The 16,846-nt window shown below is 67.4% G+C and carries 17 protein-coding genes; 8 read left to right on the top strand and 9 right to left on the bottom strand.

Annotated features, from left to right (window positions below; translation table 11 throughout):
* Positions 1-385: 385 nt before the first annotated feature.
* Positions 386-2,452 (top strand): ATP-dependent helicase, encoded by a 2,067-nt coding sequence (locus HY699_03100; protein ID MBI4514787.1) that lies wholly within the window; start codon positions 386-388, stop codon positions 2,450-2,452.
* Positions 2,453-2,467: 15 nt separating this feature from the next.
* Here the strand turns inward: HY699_03100 and HY699_03095 are convergent, their stop codons facing one another.
* Together HY699_03095 and HY699_03090 are read right to left on the bottom strand one after the other, a co-directional pair.
* Positions 2,468-3,376, bottom strand: coding sequence for a tetratricopeptide repeat protein (locus HY699_03095; protein ID MBI4514786.1), 909 nt, complete (start codon positions 3,374-3,376; stop codon positions 2,468-2,470).
* A gap of 6 nt (positions 3,377-3,382) precedes the next feature.
* Positions 3,383-4,258: a Ku protein gene (locus HY699_03090; GenBank protein ID MBI4514785.1), complete on the bottom strand. Its 876-nt coding sequence runs from the start codon at positions 4,256-4,258 to the stop codon at positions 3,383-3,385.
* Positions 4,259-4,362: 104 nt separating this feature from the next.
* Between HY699_03090 and ligD the strand changes: the two genes are divergently transcribed.
* From ligD to HY699_03060, 6 genes are all read left to right on the top strand, one after another.
* Positions 4,363-6,873 (top strand): DNA ligase D, encoded by a 2,511-nt coding sequence (gene ligD, locus HY699_03085; protein MBI4514784.1) that lies wholly within the window; start codon positions 4,363-4,365, stop codon positions 6,871-6,873.
* Between the two features lie 327 nt (positions 6,874-7,200).
* The gene (locus HY699_03080; GenBank protein MBI4514783.1) at positions 7,201-8,316 is read left to right on the top strand and encodes a hypothetical protein; all 1,116 of its coding nucleotides are present in this window, start codon (positions 7,201-7,203) and stop codon (positions 8,314-8,316) included.
* Between the two features lie 87 nt (positions 8,317-8,403).
* The gene (locus HY699_03075; GenBank protein ID MBI4514782.1) at positions 8,404-8,901 is read left to right on the top strand and encodes a molybdenum cofactor biosynthesis protein MoaB; all 498 of its coding nucleotides are present in this window, start codon (positions 8,404-8,406) and stop codon (positions 8,899-8,901) included.
* A gap of 5 nt (positions 8,902-8,906) precedes the next feature.
* Positions 8,907-9,326 (top strand): hypothetical protein, encoded by a 420-nt coding sequence (locus HY699_03070; GenBank protein MBI4514781.1) that lies wholly within the window; start codon positions 8,907-8,909, stop codon positions 9,324-9,326.
* 4 nt (positions 9,327-9,330) lie between these two features.
* Positions 9,331-9,585, top strand: a complete 255-nt coding sequence (gene moaD, locus HY699_03065; protein MBI4514780.1) for a molybdopterin converting factor subunit 1 — start codon at positions 9,331-9,333, stop codon at positions 9,583-9,585.
* Positions 9,578-10,000, top strand: a complete 423-nt coding sequence (locus HY699_03060; GenBank protein MBI4514779.1) for a molybdenum cofactor biosynthesis protein MoaE — start codon at positions 9,578-9,580, stop codon at positions 9,998-10,000. The genes moaD and HY699_03060 overlap by 8 nt, the downstream gene beginning before the upstream one ends.
* 15 nt (positions 10,001-10,015) lie before the next feature.
* Here HY699_03060 and HY699_03055 read toward each other — a convergent pair whose 3' ends face one another.
* Positions 10,016-10,705: a 2-phosphosulfolactate phosphatase gene (locus HY699_03055; GenBank protein MBI4514778.1), complete on the bottom strand. Its 690-nt coding sequence runs from the start codon at positions 10,703-10,705 to the stop codon at positions 10,016-10,018.
* 103 nt (positions 10,706-10,808) lie between these two features.
* On the opposite strand from HY699_03055, the gene HY699_03050 reads away from it, so the two are divergent.
* On the top strand, positions 10,809-11,519 hold the full coding sequence (locus HY699_03050; protein MBI4514777.1) for a 16S rRNA (uracil(1498)-N(3))-methyltransferase: 711 nt from the start codon (positions 10,809-10,811) through the stop codon (positions 11,517-11,519).
* 18 nt (positions 11,520-11,537) lie between these two features.
* On the opposite strand, the gene HY699_03045 is transcribed toward HY699_03050, so the two are convergent.
* The 6 genes from HY699_03045 to HY699_03020 form a co-directional block, all read right to left on the bottom strand.
* The gene (locus HY699_03045) at positions 11,538-11,840 is read right to left on the bottom strand and encodes a hypothetical protein (protein ID MBI4514776.1); all 303 of its coding nucleotides are present in this window, start codon (positions 11,838-11,840) and stop codon (positions 11,538-11,540) included.
* Positions 11,841-11,867: 27 nt separating this feature from the next.
* Complete coding sequence (locus HY699_03040; protein ID MBI4514775.1) at positions 11,868-12,173, bottom strand: hypothetical protein; 306 nt, start codon at positions 12,171-12,173, stop codon at positions 11,868-11,870.
* A 14-nt stretch (positions 12,174-12,187) separates the two neighbouring features.
* Positions 12,188-12,523 (bottom strand): hypothetical protein, encoded by a 336-nt coding sequence (locus HY699_03035; GenBank protein ID MBI4514774.1) that lies wholly within the window; start codon positions 12,521-12,523, stop codon positions 12,188-12,190.
* Positions 12,524-12,656: 133 nt separating this feature from the next.
* Positions 12,657-13,283 carry a response regulator transcription factor gene (locus HY699_03030; protein ID MBI4514773.1) on the bottom strand — a complete coding sequence of 209 codons (627 nt, stop codon included), beginning with the start codon at positions 13,281-13,283 and terminating at the stop codon, positions 12,657-12,659.
* 13 nt (positions 13,284-13,296) lie between these two features.
* Entirely contained in the window at positions 13,297-15,702 is a 2,406-nt protein-coding gene (locus tag HY699_03025) for a PAS domain S-box protein (GenBank protein MBI4514772.1), read from the bottom strand.
* A gap of 91 nt (positions 15,703-15,793) precedes the next feature.
* Positions 15,794-16,564 (bottom strand): enoyl-ACP reductase, encoded by a 771-nt coding sequence (locus HY699_03020; GenBank protein ID MBI4514771.1) that lies wholly within the window; start codon positions 16,562-16,564, stop codon positions 15,794-15,796.
* Positions 16,565-16,846 lie beyond the last annotated feature (282 nt).

Genomic DNA, 16,846 nt, shown 5'->3' with positions numbered 1-16,846 from the left:
CTGTACATTGGGGTGACCTCACAGCTGGCAACGCGGGTGTGGCAGCATCAGAGCAAGGTAGTGGAGGGTTTTTCGGGCCAAGTACGGCGTTGCCAAGCTGGTCTACTACGAAGCGCACGGCTGCGCAGAGAGGGCAATCGTGCGGGAGAAGCAGCTGAAGAAGTGGCGCCGCGCCTGGAAGATGACAAATTGCGTCCCTTTCGGCCATGGGCCTCGGCCTGACAGTACACAGTACTGTCAGACGGGTGAGGATTTGCCCGGTCGGCTGCACGTTACCCACAGATTTGTCGCACACCCGCCGCCCGGCGTCACCAGCGTGTTTGCTTTAGTTTCGCTTCTGAGGCAGTGTCGAGTTGCGCCCGTACCGGGCGCGGAGGCGGTGGTGATGGCGGCGGCAGCGTATCTGGACGAGCTCAATCCGGCGCAGCAGCAGGCGGTGGTGCACGGCGGCATGGCTGGCGGCGCGCAGCCCGCCCCGCCGCTGCTCATCATTGCCGGCGCCGGCTCGGGCAAGACCAAGACCCTGGCCCACCGCGTTGCGCATCTGATCATAAATGGTGCCGATCCCGAACGGATATTGCTGCTCACCTTCACGCGCCGGGCGGCGCACGAGATGACCCGCCGCGCCCGCCGAATCGTAGCTCATGCCTGCGCCGGCACCGCCGGCGATGCCGCGGGGCGCTTGTGTTGGGCCGGCACGTTTCACAGCCTGGCCAACCGTTTGCTCCGCCTGCACGCGCAAGTCATCGGCCTGACGCCGTCGTTCACCGTGCTCGACCGCTCGGATGCGGCTGACCTCATGAACCTGCTGCGTGACGAACTCGGCTTCTCCCGCAGCGCCAGCCGCTTTCCCAAGAAGGACACCTGTCTGGCGATCTATTCGCACACCCTCAACGCCCAGCGGCCGCTCGCCGAGGTCCTGGCCGAGTCCTTTCCCTGGTGTGAGGCCTGGGCCGAGGAGTTGCGCGCCCTCTTTCGCGCCTACGTGCAGGGCAAGCAGGAGCGCAATGTCTTGGACTACGACGATCTGCTGCTCTACTGGCACCAGATGATGGCCGAGCCCGCGCTCGCCGCCGCGGTGCGCGCGCGCTTCGATCACGTGCTGGTGGACGAGTACCAGGACACCAACGCGCTGCAGGCAGCGATCTTGCTCGCGCTCAAACCCGACGGCCGCGGGCTGACGGTCGTGGGCGATGACGCCCAGGCGATCTACTCGTTTCGTGCCGCCAGCGTGCGCAATATTCTGGAGTTCCCCCGGCAGTTTCAGCCTCCGGCACAGGTGGTGACTCTGGAACAGAACTACCGCTCGAGCGCGGCCATCCTGGGCGCCTGCAACGCCGTCATGCGCTTGGCGCAAGTGGGCGTACCGAAGCAGCTGTTCTCCAGTCGGCGCGGCGGCTCGCGACCGCAGTTGGTGACGGCGGAGGACGAGAGTTGCCAAGTCGAGTACGTCGCCGAGCAGGTGCTGGCCAATCGCGAGGCCGGCATTGAGCTGAAGCGGCAGGCGGTGCTGTTTCGCGCCGCCCATCACAGCGATCAACTCGAGTTGGAGCTGGCACGGCGCAATATCCCGTTCGTCAAGTTCGGCGGCCTGAAATTCCTCGAAGCCGCACACGTGAAGGATCTCGTGTGCGTACTGCGCTGGGCCGAGAACCCCCGCGATGGGCTGGCTGCCTTTCGCGTGTTGCAGCTAGTGCCGGGCATGGGCCCGCGCCACGCGCGCCGGGCCCTCGAACATCTTCAAAGCCACCACTTCGACCTCGCCGCGCTGACGACGTTTAGGGCGCCGGTGGCGCCGGCGGATTGGCAGCCGTTGTGCTCGCTGTTGCGTGATCTGGCCGGTCCGCCGGCCGGCTGGGTGGCGCAGATCGCGCGAGTGCGGCAGTGGTATCAGCCGCATCTGGAGCGGCTCTACGACGCCGCTCACCTGCGTGCGCGCGACCTCGAAGAGCTCGAGCACGTCGCCGCCGCCTACCCCTCACGCGAGCGCTTCCTTACCGAACTCACGCTCGACCCGCCGAGTGCCAGCAGCGACGAGCCTGGGGCGCCATACTTGGACGATGACTATCTGATCCTTTCGACCATCCACTCCGCTAAGGGTCAGGAATGGAACGTCGTCTATGTGCTCAACGTGACCGACGGCTGCATCCCGTCCGACCTGGCAACTGGCAGCGCGGCGCAGATCGAAGAAGAACGCCGCCTGCTGTACGTGGCCATGACGCGGGCGCGCGAGCAGCTGCACTTGATTCACCCGCTGCGCTTCTTCAAACGCGAGCAGGGGCGTTTCGGCGACCGGCACGTGTATGCCCCGCGCAGCCGCTTCATTCCGGCCGCGATCGCAGAGCACTTCGAGCACCGTACCCACGGGCGTGCACACACGGCCGATCTCGGGGCCGGCAACGCCCCGAGCCCAATCGATATCGGCGCGCGGCTACGTGAGCTGTGGAACTAGAGCCAATGGCTGTTACTAGGGTCTGCCCGTGAGTTTCTTGTAGGCGAGCAGGTGGCGCAGGGCTTGGGTGCGCTCGCCGAGCTTGTCGAGCAGGCGGCCGAGGTTGAAGTGGGCGTCGGCAAAATCCGGGTCGATTTCCAACGCCCGGTGATAGTAGTGCGTGGCCCCGGTGGGATCACCTTGGTCTTCGAGCGCCAGCGCCATGTCGTAGTGTGCGACGGGATCGTCAGGCGCGCGTCTGAGCGCTTCGCCGTACAAGCGGCGCGCTTCGCTGACGTCGCCGGCCTCGTGCAGCAGGCGGCCGAGGTTGATGTAGGCGTCGGTCATCTCCGGCGCCAGTTGCAGCGCCTGGCGATAAGCCACGGCCGCCGCCTTGGTATCGACTTCTTCGAGCGCCAAAGCGCGATCTAACCAGCCGTTGGCCGTGATGGCTTCGGGCGGCGGGGGCACTTTGCCGGCGCGCGAGCGCGGCACTTTGACGACCACGCCGGTCTTGCGGGCGAGGTCATCGACGTCGAAGGTGAAGACGGCTTGCCCGCTGTCGGGCTGCCAAGCCGTTCGGCCATCGCGTACCACCACGTGCCGCCCATCGGCGTAGATGCGCACGCCCGACAACGGTTGCCCGGCCGGCAACTGCCGGCTGAGCTCGCGCAAGGCAGTGCGCACCCGCCGCGGCGGCACCTTGGCCTGCAACAGCCCGTGGGCGGTGCGCAGCAGCAACAAGTCCTGAAAACTGAACTCGAGCGCGCGCCCGCGGCGCGCCGGGGCGCACAGGCCGGCGCGCACAATGGCGCGGACCCGCACCGGCGGCAGGCGCAGAATGCGGGCGGCATCCGCGGTGCCGAAGGTCTGCGCCGCCGCACCGGCCGCCGCCGCCGGCGCTCCGCCATGACCGCCCGTCCGCATCCGCGCCGCCCCCCGCATGCGCCGCTACTTCGCCCGCGTCGCGCTCTTGCGAGCGGCTACGGCCGGGGCTTTGGCGCGGGGCGGCTTGCGCTCTTCGGCCGCGGGCACGACCGCAGCCGGCCCGCGCCGCTTAGCCTCCAGGCTGGCCTTGAGTGCCTCCATCAAGTCGATGATCTGCGCCCGCGGGGCCTGCGCCGGTGCGGCCACCACCTCTTGGCCCTGGATCTTCTGCTCGATCATTGCCAGCGCCTTCTTGCGATAGGTGTCGTCGTATTTCTCGGGCGCGAACGACGGCGAGGCCAGCTGCTCGATCAGTTGCACCGCCAGCTCGATCTCGCCCGGTTTCAATGCCGCGCCCTCGCCGCGATCGATCTCGGCAAAGCTCGCCACCTCGCCGGCGTAATAGAGCGCGTGCATGAGCAGGCCGCCCTGCGCCTGGCGCAGCAACACCAGCTGCTGCTTGCCGCGCGTGGAGAACTTCCCCACCGCCCCTTGCCCGGCCTTGGCCATGGCTTCGCAGAGCAGCCGGTAGGCTTTGTGGCCGCCTTTGTCGGGTCCGAGCAAATAAGCCTTCTCGAAATACAGCGGATCGACCGCGCTGATCGGCACGAACTCCTCGATCTCGATCGACTGGTCGCTCTGCTCCTCGATGGCCTTCAACTCGTCCTCCGCCAACACCACGTACTGATCCTTGGCGTACTCGTAGCCTTTGGCCATTGCGCTGCGCTCGACCACCTCACCGCAAGTCGCGCAGACATACTGCTGGCGCAGCCGCGACTTGTCGCGCGCGTGCAGCAAATTGAAGGACAGGCTCTGCGAGCGGGTCGCGGTATAAAGCTTGACCGGAACCGAAACCAGCCCGAAGCTGATCGTACCCGAAGCAATCGCACGTGCCGCCATCCCAGACTCCTGTTCGCCAGCCGACGACGGCGGACCATAACACCGATCCGCCAGCAGTGCGAGAACATTTGGCAGGCGCGGCCATCACCCGTACTATTGGGCCGATGGCTGACCGCCCGCTTGACCGCTATCGCCGCAAGCGCGACCCGGCATCGACGCCCGAGCCGTTCGAGGGCTCGCCCACGGCTGCCGGCGCCGGTTCCGAGCACTCGTTCGTAATCCAGCAGCATGCGGCGCGGCGGCTGCACTGGGACGTGCGGCTGGAGATCGCGGGCGTGCTGGTGAGTTGGGCCGTTCCCCGCGGTCCCTCAGTCGATCCCAAGCAAAAGCGCCTGGCGGTGCAGACCGAGGACCATCCGCTGGCGTACGCCGACTTCGAGGGCATCATTCCGGCCGGCAACTACGGCGCCGGTGCGGTCATCGTGTGGGATCGCGGCACCTACCATTGCGTCGACGGAGTCGATCCGGAGCAGGCATTGAGTCGCGGCAAGTTCGACCTCGAGCTGCACGGCTACAAGCTGCGCGGGCGCTGGGCGCTGGTGCGAATGAAGGGCAGCGGCCAGCAATGGCTGCTGTTCAAGAAGGCGGAGGCCGCGCCACCGCCACGCGCGGAGCCGGTAGCGAGCCAGCCGCAGTCGATTTTTTCCGGCCTGACGGTGCAGGAACTGCAAGCCGGAGGCAGCCGCGAAGGCGAGTTGGCGGAACAGGCGCGGGTGGCGGGGGCGGTGCGGCGGCAACTCGACCCGTCGGCGTTGGCACCGATGCTGGCCGAGAGCGCCGAGCGCGCCTTCTCGGGCACCGGCTGGCTGTTCGAGCTGAAGTACGACGGCATACGCGCGCTGGCCGCCCGCACCGGTGACGGCCGCGTGCGCCTGTTCTCGCGGACCCGGCGCGACATCACCGCTAGTTTTCCGGAGATCGCGGGGGCGGTGCGCCACCTCCCTTGCGCAGATTTCATCCTCGACGGCGAAATCGTCGCACTCGACCGGCGTGGCGCCAGCTCGTTCGAGTGCTTGCAACAGCGGCTGGGCAAGGCCGCGGCCGCGGCCGTAGCGCGGGCGCAGCTTGAAACACCAGTGCTGATGTACGTGTTCGATCTGCCGGCAGTGGCGGGCTATGACCTGCGCCGACTGCCGCTGGTGCGGCGCAAGCTGCTACTGCACCGGCTGCTGCCGCCGGCCGGTACGCTGCGCTTTGCCGAACACCTCGAGAGCGAGGGCGAGGCGTTCTTCCAGGCGGTGCGCGAACACGGCCTCGAAGGCGTGATCGCCAAGCGCGCCGATTCGCCATACAGCAGTGGGCGCCGCTCGCGTGCTTGGCTCAAGCTCAAGGTCCTACGCAGCGCCGATCTAGCCATTGTGGGCTGGCTGCCGGGCCAGGGTGCACGCCAACAACTCGGTGCCTTGATGCTGGCATGGCGCGGCGAAGCAGGCCTGCGCTACGCCGGCAACGTCGGCACTGGCTTCGATACGCGCACTTTGGCAACGCTGCGCGCGCAGCTCGAACGAATCCGCTGCGCGGCGGCGGCGTTCGATGGGTCGCCGCGCGCGCTGGCCCGCAGCGCTCGCTTGGTCGAGCCCAGACTGGTGGCGGAGATCCGCTACGCCGCGGTTACCGAGAGCGGCATGCTGCGCCAGCCGGTGTTTCTGCGATTGCGCCCAGACAAACACGCCGGCGACTGCGACCAGATGCCGCAAAGAACGACGGCACCGCCGCCGCCCGTAGCCGTCGCCCCCGCGCCGGCACTCCACCTCAGCAACCTTGACAAAGTCTTCTGGCCGCAAGACGGCTATACTAAGGGTGACCTGCTGCGGTACTACGAGCGCATTTGGCCGCTGATTTCGCCTTACCTTTACGACCGGCCGATCGTGCTCACCCGCTATCCCGACGGCATCGCGGGCAAGAGTTTCTTTCAGAAGAATGCGCCGGAGTTCGTTCCGGACTGGGTCCGAACCTGTCGCATCGAGGACACCGACTACTTCATCTGCAACGACCTCGACACGCTGCGCTACGTGATCAACTTGGGCTGCATCCCGCTGCATGTGTGGAGTGCTCGTTCGAGCGCACTCGATCGGCCCGATTGGGCCGTCGTCGACCTCGATCCCAAGGGCGCGCCGTTCGCCGCCGTGGTGCGCGTGGCCAAGCACCTGCACCAGGTGCTCGAACCGCTGCAGGTGCCGCACTTCGTCAAGACCTCCGGGCAGGATGGCCTGCACCTCCTGCTGCCGCTGGCGGGGTCGCTGACCCACGACGAGGCCAAGACGTTGGCCGAAGTGCTGGCGCGGCTGATCGCCGCTGAGCTTCCCGACTTGGCCACAGTGGCGCGGCCGCTGAGCGAGCGCGGCGGCAAGGTGTACATCGACTTCCTGCAGAACGGTTTTGGAAAGACCATTGCGGCGCCGTTTTCGGCCCGGCCGCGCCCCGGGGCACCGGTGTCGACCCCGCTAGGGTGGCGCGAGTTGAGCACACGCCTGCCGCCGGCGCGCTTCACGATCAAGACCGTCCCCACGCGATTTCGGCAGCGCGCCGACCCACTGCGGGCGGTACTGGCGACCCAAGCCGACGTGCACGCCGTTCTCGCCGCGCTCAAGGACCGGATCGGGCGCACCGGTTGACGGATACGATCAGCTACCATCCGTGATGGCACTGCCGAACCGCGAAGTCGCAACGGAGTGAGGTGCCAAGCGGGAACTGATCCTAGCTAGTACTAGGCGCTGCACCGGGAGGGGTACGATCGCTGGTGCCCTCAGATTCTTGAGTGGAGTTCGCCTCGGCAAGCTTGATTCGCGCGGTGTCTTTTACTACTAGGCGCTCGTCCAGCAGCGCGGCAAGAACGCCAGCGGCTGGTGCCGGCGAGGCTGTCGCAACCGATGGCCCGGAGAGATGGCCCGCAGTTTCCCGACGCGATCTTCCACCACAGTAAGTGAAACCGAGGTCTACCCATGCTGCCGCGCTGCCCCATACTATTCGTTTTCTTAGCCACGGCTCTCGCCCTCGGCGCTCCGCGCCTTGTCCGCGGGCAGAAGCTGGGCAGCGACCTGGCCGGGTTGAATCTCTGCCTCTACGGCGACTGCGAGGCGCGCGGGTCGTACACCGCCGATCCCTTCGGTTGGGCCAATCCGGCGGCGATGCCGATATTGGTGCTGCGTTACGTGCCCCGCGGCGCATTCGTCAGCGGCAGTTACTTCAAGCTCAACGCCGGCGGCATCGGGACGGACATCTCTAGTCCGTCCCTCAGCCTGTCGGCGACCCCAGTGGTGTTGCAGCTCACCGGCGTGTACGCCGAGGGCAAGGGCTTTGCTCGCAGTCTGCCCGGGGTTGAGATTACCATGCGCACGCGGATATTGCGGCTGGCGGCCGCGGTCGATCTCGATGGGCTCCTGCCGGTGCGCGGCTGGGCGGTCGGGCTGATGGGCTCGTTGCCGGTGGGCACCAGCGATATTCGCGCTACCAGCGGCGGCTTCACCGTGCTCGAGTCGAAGGAGAAGCGGACGCTTGATCTCACCGCGGGGGTGCATTGGCGCGGCGGCGAGCGCGAGTGGTTGATGGCCGGAGCGTTCGCCAATGGAATCCGCGACGACCTGACGACCGCTGGTTTGGACCCGATCACGCTGTCGCCCTATCACGACGAAGGTACTACCGACGCCTGGTTCATGCGCGAAGGGGTGAGCGTGCTGCCGTTTGTCCCGCTGGGGTTGGCCGCCGGCAAGGAGCCGCTGGCCGAGTGGCTGGGCGAGATTCGGCTGGGGGCTGATCTGGCGCAAACCAACATCGCCGTGCCGGGCGAGGGCGGGCGGCACAAGGATGTGGCCTACTTCGGCGTCGATGCACGGCTGGTTCCGGATGCGTGGAATCCGCTGGCGCAGTGGCTGCGCTTGGTATTGATCGGCGGCACCGACACCGACAACGGCTGGGGCATCGGCGCCGGTCTCTACGGTAACGGGCCGCTGGAATTTCTCAGCTGCAATCCCGCCTACTCGTCGCGGCCAATGGCCAAGTCGCTGGGCGACCGCGTCGAGGTGTGGAGCGCCACCTGCGCCGCTGCGCTGCCGTTTTAGGGTTGCGACCGAGCAAAGCAGATCCGCACCGATTGCAGAGCCGGGCTCGCGTTCCCCAAGGCTGCGCTTGCTGGTATGCTGCGCGTTATGAGCGTCCATGCCCATCGCGCGCACGGGGCCAGCCGCGTCGGTTGCGGCCTGATCACCGTCAGCGACACGCGCACGCCGGAGAGCGACGGCAGCGGCCGCAAGATTCGCGAGTTGTTGGAGGCGCAGGGGCATTACGTGGCATTCTACCGCGTTGTGCCGGATGAGCCCGAGCTGGTCGCCGCAGCGGTGCGCACGGCGCCGGCCGAGGCCGAGGTGCTGATTCTCAACGGCGGCACCGGTGTCGCCCGTCGCGACACTACCTACGAGGCCATACGGCGGCTGCTGGACAAGGAAATCACCGGTTTCGGCGAGTTGTTCCGGATGCTGAGCTACGAGCAAATCGGGGCGGCGGCGATGCTGAGTCGGGCCACCGCCGGCGTGACCGGAAGGCACGTTATCTTCTCGCTGCCGGGCTCGACCGCCGCGGTCGAGCTGGCCATGACCAAGCTGATCCTCCCCGAGTTGGGGCATATGGTCAGCCTGGTGCGCGATTGACTGGCATGACTGGCGCCGGCGAAGCGAAGCAGATGTTGGGTGTGATCTGGGCGGCGATGCTGGCGGCGGTGGCGACCTATGCCGCGGTGGCCTTCCTGATCATCGACGAAATCGAGGCGCCGGTGGCGGAGTCGCCCGCGTGGCTGCGTTACGCGTTCTCGGCCTTCGCGGTACTGCTCGGGGGCCTGTCGTTGTGGTGGCGGCGCCGCTTGTTTGCCGCCGGTACCATCACCCCGGAGCAGCAGCGTACGCACGCCATTGTCATCTGGGCGCTGTGCGAAGCGGTTGCCCTGTGCGGCTTCGTGCTCGGTTTCGTCACCCACGATTTCGATGAGTTCTCGCCCTTCGCGCTGGCCGCGGCGGCACTGTTGATCCTGCACCGCCCGGCGAACCTGCCGCGGCAAGCAGGCGCAGAGACAGCGTGACCTGATGGAAATCCGCCTGCGCTTCTTCGCCTCGATTCGCGAGAAACTGCACCGCAGCGAAGCGGTGTGCGCCGTGCCCGCGGGTATCACCGTCGGCGCGCTACTCGAGCAGCTATGCCGCGATTATCCGCCGCTCGCCGAGGTGCGCCGCTCGCTCTCGATCGCCGTCAACCGCGAATACGTTGACCACGATCACCCGCTCGCCGACCACGACGAGGTGGCGCTGATTCCGCCCGTCAGCGGAGGCTGTCATGTTTGAGATCGTGACCCACGCGATCGCTCTGGGGCCGCTGCTCGCCGCGGTCAGTGATCCGGCCGCGGGTGCTGTGGTGACGTTTCTCGGCACCACGCGCAACGAGAACGAGGGGCGGCGGGTGACGGAGCTGGAGTACGAAGCTTATCCGGAGATGGCGGTGGCCGAGTTGTGCAAGATCGGCGATACTGCCAAAGCCCGCTGGCCGATCCACGCCATCGCCATCGTGCACCGCATCGGGGTCGTGCCTATCGGCGAGGCTAGCGTCGCCATTGCGGTTTCCGCCGGGCACCGAGCCGCCGCCTTCGAGGCCTGCCGCTTCGCCATCGACCGGCTCAAGGAAGTGGTGCCGATCTGGAAGAAAGAGCACTTCGAGGGCGGCGAGGTCTGGATCGGCTCGCAGACCGGCCAGCGCTTTTGAACGGCTGCCCGGGGGTTAGACCCTCAGTGCCCGTGCCACCAGCAAGCCGTCTTCGCGGCTGACGGCCATGGCCAGCGCAATGGTGTCTATCTGCAGTGCCAGCGCGCGATCTTGCGGGTGGAAGTGCGGGCGCGCGGGATCGCCGTATTTCTGCGCTTCGGCGCCGCCCAGTATCAGCCGCCGGAGCGCGTCGCGGTCGGGCTGGCGTCCTTCGAGCAGGTTGCGCAGATAGAGCGCACAGAGTTCGTCCTCGTCGGCACGCACCTTGCCTTCCATCCCCATGGCAACAATGGTGACCCGTGGCGGCGGCTGGCGATGCAGCACGGCGGCAGTCGCCGCGGCATTTACCAGCGACGCGGCGAATATCCGTTCGGCTCGCCGGGCCGCCACGGCACCAACTGTGCCGGCCCGGGTTGACTGTATCAACGTCAAGCCGCTGATATCCGCCGCCGACAACTCGAACGGCGAGTTGCCGTAATCGAAACCCGGCGGGCGCTGGCCGCCGACCTCGCCCATGCAACGATCGCCCGCCCCGCGCCGGCGCAGGGCGAGGGCGTCTTCGACTTCTGCCACCAAGATGATCTTGGCCGCGCCGCGCGCCAGCGCGACGGCGGCGGTGGTGAAGGCACGCAGTACATCGACAATCACCACCGTGCCCTCAGCCTGGCGGGCGCCCTCGAGCAGACTGGCGAGGTGAATCTCCATCGGGTGTTGTCAATGGCGCAAGCGCCCGGCCGATTCAACCGGCGCTCAAGCGCAGCCGCATAGGCGCGCCCGGCGCGGCGTGGTAGACGAGGCGCGGGCGCGCATGAATCTCATCTTGCTGTCGGAAGACGATTTCGTGGCCGGCACCAACCGCGTGCGACTCAGCGGCCGGCGGCTGCAACATGTGCTCGCAGTGCACCGGGCGCAAGCCGGCGCCCGGCTACGCGTCGGCTTGCTCAATGCCCAACGCGGCTGCGGGCTGATCACCAACCTGTCGCCGCAACTGCTTGAGATGGAAGTCTGCCTCGATCAGCCCGCTCCGGCGGCACTGCCGCTGACCCTGCTCTTGGCACTACCGCGGCCGAAGAGCCTCAAGAAGGTGCTGCCGGCCGTCGCCGCCATGGGGGTAAAACGGATTGTGCTGCTGAACACCTGGCGGGTTGAGAAGAGCTTCTGGGATAGCCCGCAGCTCGCGCCGGCCGCGCTAGAGGAGCAAGTCCGGCTGGGGCTGGAACAAGCCGGTGATACGATCGCGCCGGAGATCATGACGCGGCGGCGGTTTAAACCTTTCGTCGAAGACGAGGTGACCGAGTTGATCCGCGGCAGCCTTGCCCTAGTGGCTCATCCGGAGGCCGCGGCAGTCTGCCCGCGGGCGGTGCCGGGGCCGGTCACGCTGGCCGTCGGCCCGGAGGGCGGATTCATTCCTTACGAAATCGATCTGCTGCGCGCGCACGGCTTTACCGCCGTGTCGCTGGGTGAGCGCCGCCTGCGTGTCGAACACGCGGTGCCGGCGCTCTTGGGGCGGCTCTTTTGAACAGCCGCCGCGCCGGCGCTACCAACACACCAACGCCGGGCCGTCGGCGGTGGTGGGGCAGTCCGCCGCAAAACGCACGCGCTGGCGTGGCTGGGTCTCTCGTCGTGGCAAGCTGGCAGGGTCGCCGGCAAGAAAATGCACCTTGTCGCGGTATATGATCTTGACCGCCACATAGCTAAGCAGGAGCACTCCACCGACGGCGGCAACGCCGATGAGCAAAGGCGTTGTCATATCGGCGGCGCGCGCGCGGTTCGGCATGGCGGTGGCGGCCACCAACATGGCCAGCAGTGCTGCGATCACGACTATTACTCTCGGCTTCATCCTTTCCTCGATCCTTTCTCGCCGGTCTCACCAGCACAGCAGGGGCGGCGGCCCCTCGCCGGCTCCGCACTGCGGGCCTAATTGCAGCCGGCGTCCTGACCCGAGGTCGCGCTCGCGCGGCAGCCGCGCCGGCGTCAACTGATTGGCTTCTTGCACGCTGGTGCCGATGATCGCGATGATCGCGATGACGGTGACCACGCCCACCACCACGCCACCGATGATGAGCGGTTGCGTGAGTTGATCGCTGGCGGCGCGCGCCGGGCGCGGCAGCGAGGCCAGCAGCATCACTAACAGGGTGGCGAGTGCCGGCAGGCTCTTGGCGCGTATCGGCACAGAGCCGGCGCGGCTCAGGCGCCTTCGCGGGCTTTCTTGGCGCGCTTGCACGGGCAGTCCATTTCAGCTTGGTTCTGAGGCTGACCTTGCGCGGCCTTTTCGCGGCACTCGCCGCAACAGGCGCCGCCCTCGGCGTACGGGCAGCCGGCGGCTGCGGGTGAGTCGGCGGCCTTGGCGGCAGGCGCGGCGTGGGTGGAGCCGTCGTGTTGTGCAGCCTCCTCCGCCGGCGCGCGCGCCGGGCCGATCAGCAGAGCGAAGGCACACAGAACCAGCGCGAGTGCGGCATGCCGTAATGTGAGTGATCTGCGCATCATGTCCTCCAATGGCATCCAGGTGATCTTGCGCTGCATGCTACTGGCCGCGTTGAGCCATTGCAACCGCCCGCGCCGCCGACCTCAGGCTCGCAGCCGGAGGCGGCGCGGGCATCCCGGCTCGAAGCGGGCTAATCGCCTCGCCCAGCCGGCGCATTGGCCGGGGCGTCTCTCAGGGCGAGGCGGGACCGGTGGGTTGGACCAGCATAACCAGGCGTACCAGATCGGCCAGCGTGTCAACGTGCAGGCGGCGCATGATGCGGGCGCGATGGGCTTCGACCGTCTTGGCACTCACTCCCAGCGTGAGGGCGATCACTTTGTTGGGCTGGCCGGCGACAACAAACTCCAAGATCTCCCGCTCCCGTGCGCTGAGGCGGGCCAGGCGATTGGCGGCTTCGGTCCGTGCCGCGCGGACCCGGCGCGCCGCGCGGTCGACCTCGATCGCCTGGCGCACGCGCTCCAGCAGCAACTGGTCGCTGAACGGCTTCTCGATGAAATCGAAGGCTCCGGATTTCAGCGCCCGTACCGCTGTCGGCACCTCGGCGTATCCGGTGATGATGATGGCCGGGAGCGCAATGCAGCGGCGCGCCAGTTCTTCTTGCAGGCCAAGGCCGCTCATGCCGGGCATGCGCACATCGAGCACCAGACAGCCCGGCCGCTCGGGGTCGCAGCTGTCCAAGAAACCCTCGGCCGTGCTGTAGGTCTCGACCAGCAGGCCGACCGACTGCAGCAGCCAGCGCAGCGACTCGCGCATGGCGGCATCGTCGTCAACGACGAACACGGTGGGCTCAAGATACATGGGCACGGCCATCTCAAGGCAGCGGCAGCACAAACCGGAAGGTCGTGCCCCGCTCCGGGTTCGCGGTTGCCCACAAGCGGCCGCCGTGGGCTTCGACGATGGTGCGGCTGATGGACAAACCCATACCCAGACCGTCCGGCTTGGTAGTGACGAAGGCATCGAAAATGCGCTCGCCCAGCTCCGGCGGCACGCCCCGCCCGCGGTCCTCCACTGCCACCTCGATCTCGCGGGCGCCGAGGGTGGTATGAATGCACAGCTCGGCGGGGTTGCCTTCGCGCATGGCATCGATGGCGTTGCGGACGAGATTGAGCACCACTTGTTCGAGTTGCACACCGTCGGCCTGCACCGGCGGCAGGAGCGGAGTCAGCCGCAGCCGAATGGCAACGCCTTCCGCGCGCGCTTCGCTGCTTGCCAGCCGGCCGACATTCTCCACCACGACGTTCACGTTCACCCATTCGTGGCTGGGGGCACCGCTGCGCAAGAAGTGCCGGTGGCGTTGCAAGATCTCACCGCCGCGCAACGCCTGCTCCGCAATCTGCTCGACCGCATACAGCAGATCGGCCGGCTCCGCGGCCCCGGCGCGCAGGCGGTGCACGCAGCCGCGGGCGTAGCTGACGATGGCCGACAGCGGCTGATTGAGTTCGTGCGCCAGCCCGGCCGCCATCTCGCCCAGTGTGCTGACACGCAACGCGTGCGCCAACTCGGCTTGGTGGCGCTGCGAGGCCTGCTCGGCGCGCTTACGGGCGGTGATCTCCTCGACCATGCCGATGCCATAGAGGGGCTGTCCGGTCTCGCCGGTAATGACCGAAGCGGTCAGGCTGACCCAGATCAGGCCCCCCGGTTTGGTCACGTAGCGCTTCTCGATCTGATAGGAGGGAATCTCACCCGCGAAGACCTGCTGCGCCAAGCGCAGGTCGGTTTCGAGATCCTGCGGGTGGGTGATGTCGGCGAAGCTCAGCCCCAGCAGTTCTTCCTCGCTGTAACCGAGCATGCGGCACATCGTGGCGTTGACCTTGACCAAGCGGTAGTCGCGCCCGACCAGCGCCATGCCCAACGGGCCTTCCTCGAAGATCTTGCGGAAGCGCTCTTCGCTTTCGCGCAGCTCTTCCTCGACCTCACGCCGCTCGGTGATGTCAGTGAGCGAGCCCGCCATGCGATAGGGCCTGCCATCGGCGCGACGCACAGCCAGCCCGCGTGAGAGCACCCAGCGGTACGTCCCATCGCTGTGGCGAATGCGGTATTCGACCTCGAAGTGGGGCAACTCGCCTCGCAGGTGGGCTGCGAGGGTAGCGCGCACGGGCGCCGCGTCGGCCGGGTGCAGGCGGCTTACCCAAGCCAGCGGGTCGGCCCCGAGCTCGTGCACCGCGTTGCCCAAGATCGCCTTCCAGCGCGGCGAGAGATAGACTTCATTGGCCTCGATGTTCCAGTCCCACAGACCGTCGTTGGCACCGGCGACTGAAAGCGCGTAGCGCTCTTCGCTGTCTCGCAACGCCTGCTCCGCCTGCTTGCGCGCCGTGATGTCGTGCAAGTGCGAGATGGTGTACAGCGGCCGGCCCTCGGCGTCGCGCACCAGTGATGCGCTGGTATAGGTCCACACGATGCGGCCTGACTTGTGTATGTAGCGGCGCTCGGCCTGATAACTGTCGACCTCGCCGGCGAGGAGCCGGCGGCGGTCCTCCTGGGCCGCAGTCAGATCGTCCGCCGGCACCATCTCCGCGAGCGTCTTGTCGATCAACTCATCCCTGGTGTAGCCCAGCATCTCGGCCAAGGCCTGGTTGCAGTGCAGGGCGCGGCCGTCGAGGTTGACCAGCGCCATGCCGATCGGGGCATGTTGGAAAGCGTTCTGGAAGCGGAGTTCGCTCTCACGCAGCGCGGCCTCCACTTGCGCGCGTTCTGCCAGCTGGCGCTGGAGCTGTTGGTTGGCGAGCACCAGGGCGGCGGTGCGCTCGCTCACGCGCGCCTCCAACTCGGCTTTGGCCGCTTGCAGTGCTTGTTCCGCCTGCTGGCGTTCGCTGATGTCGAAGGCAATGCCGATGACCCCGGCGATGGTGCCATCGGCCGCGCGCAGCGGCTCGAGGTGGTTGCTATAAAGTCGTCCCTCCCATTGTTGCTCGCAAGTGGCGGCCTGCCCGCTGAGTGCCCGCAAGTGGGCCGCTATCGTGGGCGAGTGGGGGTCCTCCGTTCCCAACCAGTGGCTGATGTGGTGGCCCAAGACCTCCGGGCGTTGCGCATCGATGGCCTCTAGGCCACGGCCCATGCGCAGGGTCAGCCGCAGCGCGGTGTCCGTCGTCCAAATGAAGCCGGGAATTCGTCCCACCAAGAACTGCAAGTGCGCTTCGCGCTGGCGCAGCGCCTCCTGGGCCTGATGGCGCGGCGCCGCTCGACGTCGTCGCGGGGCGGTCAAGGCATCTGCGGGCACGGGCAATTCCTCCTCAGCGGCGCGCCTGCCGTGAGGGTAGGCGAAACGGCTGCAAACTGCGAGTGAAAAACGGTGCGCGAAGTCACCCGCCTCACATCCCGACGATGTTGTAGCCGGCGTCGACGTGCAGCACCTCGCCGGTCACCGCCGCGCCCAACTCGCTGCACAAGAACAGCGCCGCTCGCCCGACCTCCTCCGCCGACACGTTGCGCCGCAGCGGGGCGCGCTCCTGGTGATGGTGCAGCATGGTCCTGAAGCCGGCGATGCCGGCGGCCGACAGCGTGCGCACCGGCCCGGCCGAGATCGCGTTCACCCGCACGCCGCTGGGGCCGAGATCCCAGGCGAGATAGCGCACGCTGGCCTCGAGTGCGGCTTTGGCCACCCCCATGACGTTGTAGCCGGCGACTACTTTCTCGGCCCCGAAGTAACTCAGCGTGACGATGGTGCCCCGGCGCGCCGCCAACCAGGGCTCGGCCGCGCGCGCCATCGCCACCAGGGAATAGGCGCTGACATCGAGCGCCAGCCGAAAGCCTTCGCGTGAGGTGTCGAGGAAGCGGCCCTTGAGATCCTCTCGCTGCGCGAAGGCGACGGCATGAACCACCACGTCCACGCCCCCCCAGCGCTCGCCCAGCGCCGCAAACGTGGCTTGGATGTCTTCGTCGCGGCTGACATCACAAGGCAACACCAGCTCCACCCCCAGTGACGCCGCCAGCGGGCGCACCCGCCGCTCGATTGCCTCGCCGACATAAGTGAAAGCCAACGTGGCGCCCTCGCGGGCAAATGCCTGCGCGATCGCCCAGGCAATGCTGTGATCGTTGGCCACGCCAAAGACGACCGCGTTTTTGCCCTGCAGCAAAGCCATGTGCCCTCCCTACTCGATGCGCTCGATCGGCCGCGGCCGCGGGCGCCGGCTGAGCGAGCGTGGCAACCGACCACCATGCCGGCCGCGCACTATGCGACAGCCGGCCGGACCGGTCAACGGCGGGCAGCACCCGGGCCGGCGCCGGGTGTGCGACAAATCTGTGGGTAACGTGCAGCCGACCGGGCAAATCCTCACCAGTCTGACAGTACTGTGTACTGTCAGGCCGAGGCCCATGGCCGAAAGGGACGCAATTTGTCATTCCCGCGAAAGCGGGAATCCACG

The organism is Deltaproteobacteria bacterium (assembly GCA_016210005.1).
Taxonomy (GTDB): Bacteria; Desulfobacterota; Binatia; order HRBIN30; family JACQVA1; genus JACQVA1.
This window is presented reverse-complemented; position numbering and strand designations above follow the sequence as displayed.

What these genes read in the sequence shown, in the direction of transcription:
- HY699_03100 (MBI4514787.1), top strand. Translation starts at nt 386, where the DNA reads ATGGCGGCGGCAGCGTATCTGGACGAGCTCAATCCGGCGCAGCAGCAG.
- HY699_03095 (MBI4514786.1), bottom strand. Translation starts at nt 3,376, where the DNA reads ATGCGGGGGGCGGCGCGGATGCGGACGGGCGGTCATGGCGGAGCGCCG.
- HY699_03090 (MBI4514785.1), bottom strand. Translation starts at nt 4,258, where the DNA reads ATGGCGGCACGTGCGATTGCTTCGGGTACGATCAGCTTCGGGCTGGTT.
- ligD (MBI4514784.1), top strand. Translation starts at nt 4,363, where the DNA reads ATGGCTGACCGCCCGCTTGACCGCTATCGCCGCAAGCGCGACCCGGCA.
- HY699_03080 (MBI4514783.1), top strand. Translation starts at nt 7,201, where the DNA reads ATGCTGCCGCGCTGCCCCATACTATTCGTTTTCTTAGCCACGGCTCTC.
- HY699_03075 (MBI4514782.1), top strand. Translation starts at nt 8,404, where the DNA reads ATGAGCGTCCATGCCCATCGCGCGCACGGGGCCAGCCGCGTCGGTTGC.
- HY699_03070 (MBI4514781.1), top strand. Translation starts at nt 8,907, where the DNA reads ATGACTGGCGCCGGCGAAGCGAAGCAGATGTTGGGTGTGATCTGGGCG.
- moaD (MBI4514780.1), top strand. Translation starts at nt 9,331, where the DNA reads ATGGAAATCCGCCTGCGCTTCTTCGCCTCGATTCGCGAGAAACTGCAC.
- HY699_03060 (MBI4514779.1), top strand. Translation starts at nt 9,578, where the DNA reads ATGTTTGAGATCGTGACCCACGCGATCGCTCTGGGGCCGCTGCTCGCC.
- HY699_03055 (MBI4514778.1), bottom strand. Translation starts at nt 10,705, where the DNA reads ATGGAGATTCACCTCGCCAGTCTGCTCGAGGGCGCCCGCCAGGCTGAG.
- HY699_03050 (MBI4514777.1), top strand. Translation starts at nt 10,809, where the DNA reads ATGAATCTCATCTTGCTGTCGGAAGACGATTTCGTGGCCGGCACCAAC.
- HY699_03045 (MBI4514776.1), bottom strand. Translation starts at nt 11,840, where the DNA reads ATGAAGCCGAGAGTAATAGTCGTGATCGCAGCACTGCTGGCCATGTTG.
- HY699_03035 (MBI4514774.1), bottom strand. Translation starts at nt 12,523, where the DNA reads ATGCAGCGCAAGATCACCTGGATGCCATTGGAGGACATGATGCGCAGA.
- HY699_03030 (MBI4514773.1), bottom strand. Translation starts at nt 13,283, where the DNA reads ATGTATCTTGAGCCCACCGTGTTCGTCGTTGACGACGATGCCGCCATG.
- HY699_03020 (MBI4514771.1), bottom strand. Translation starts at nt 16,564, where the DNA reads ATGGCTTTGCTGCAGGGCAAAAACGCGGTCGTCTTTGGCGTGGCCAAC.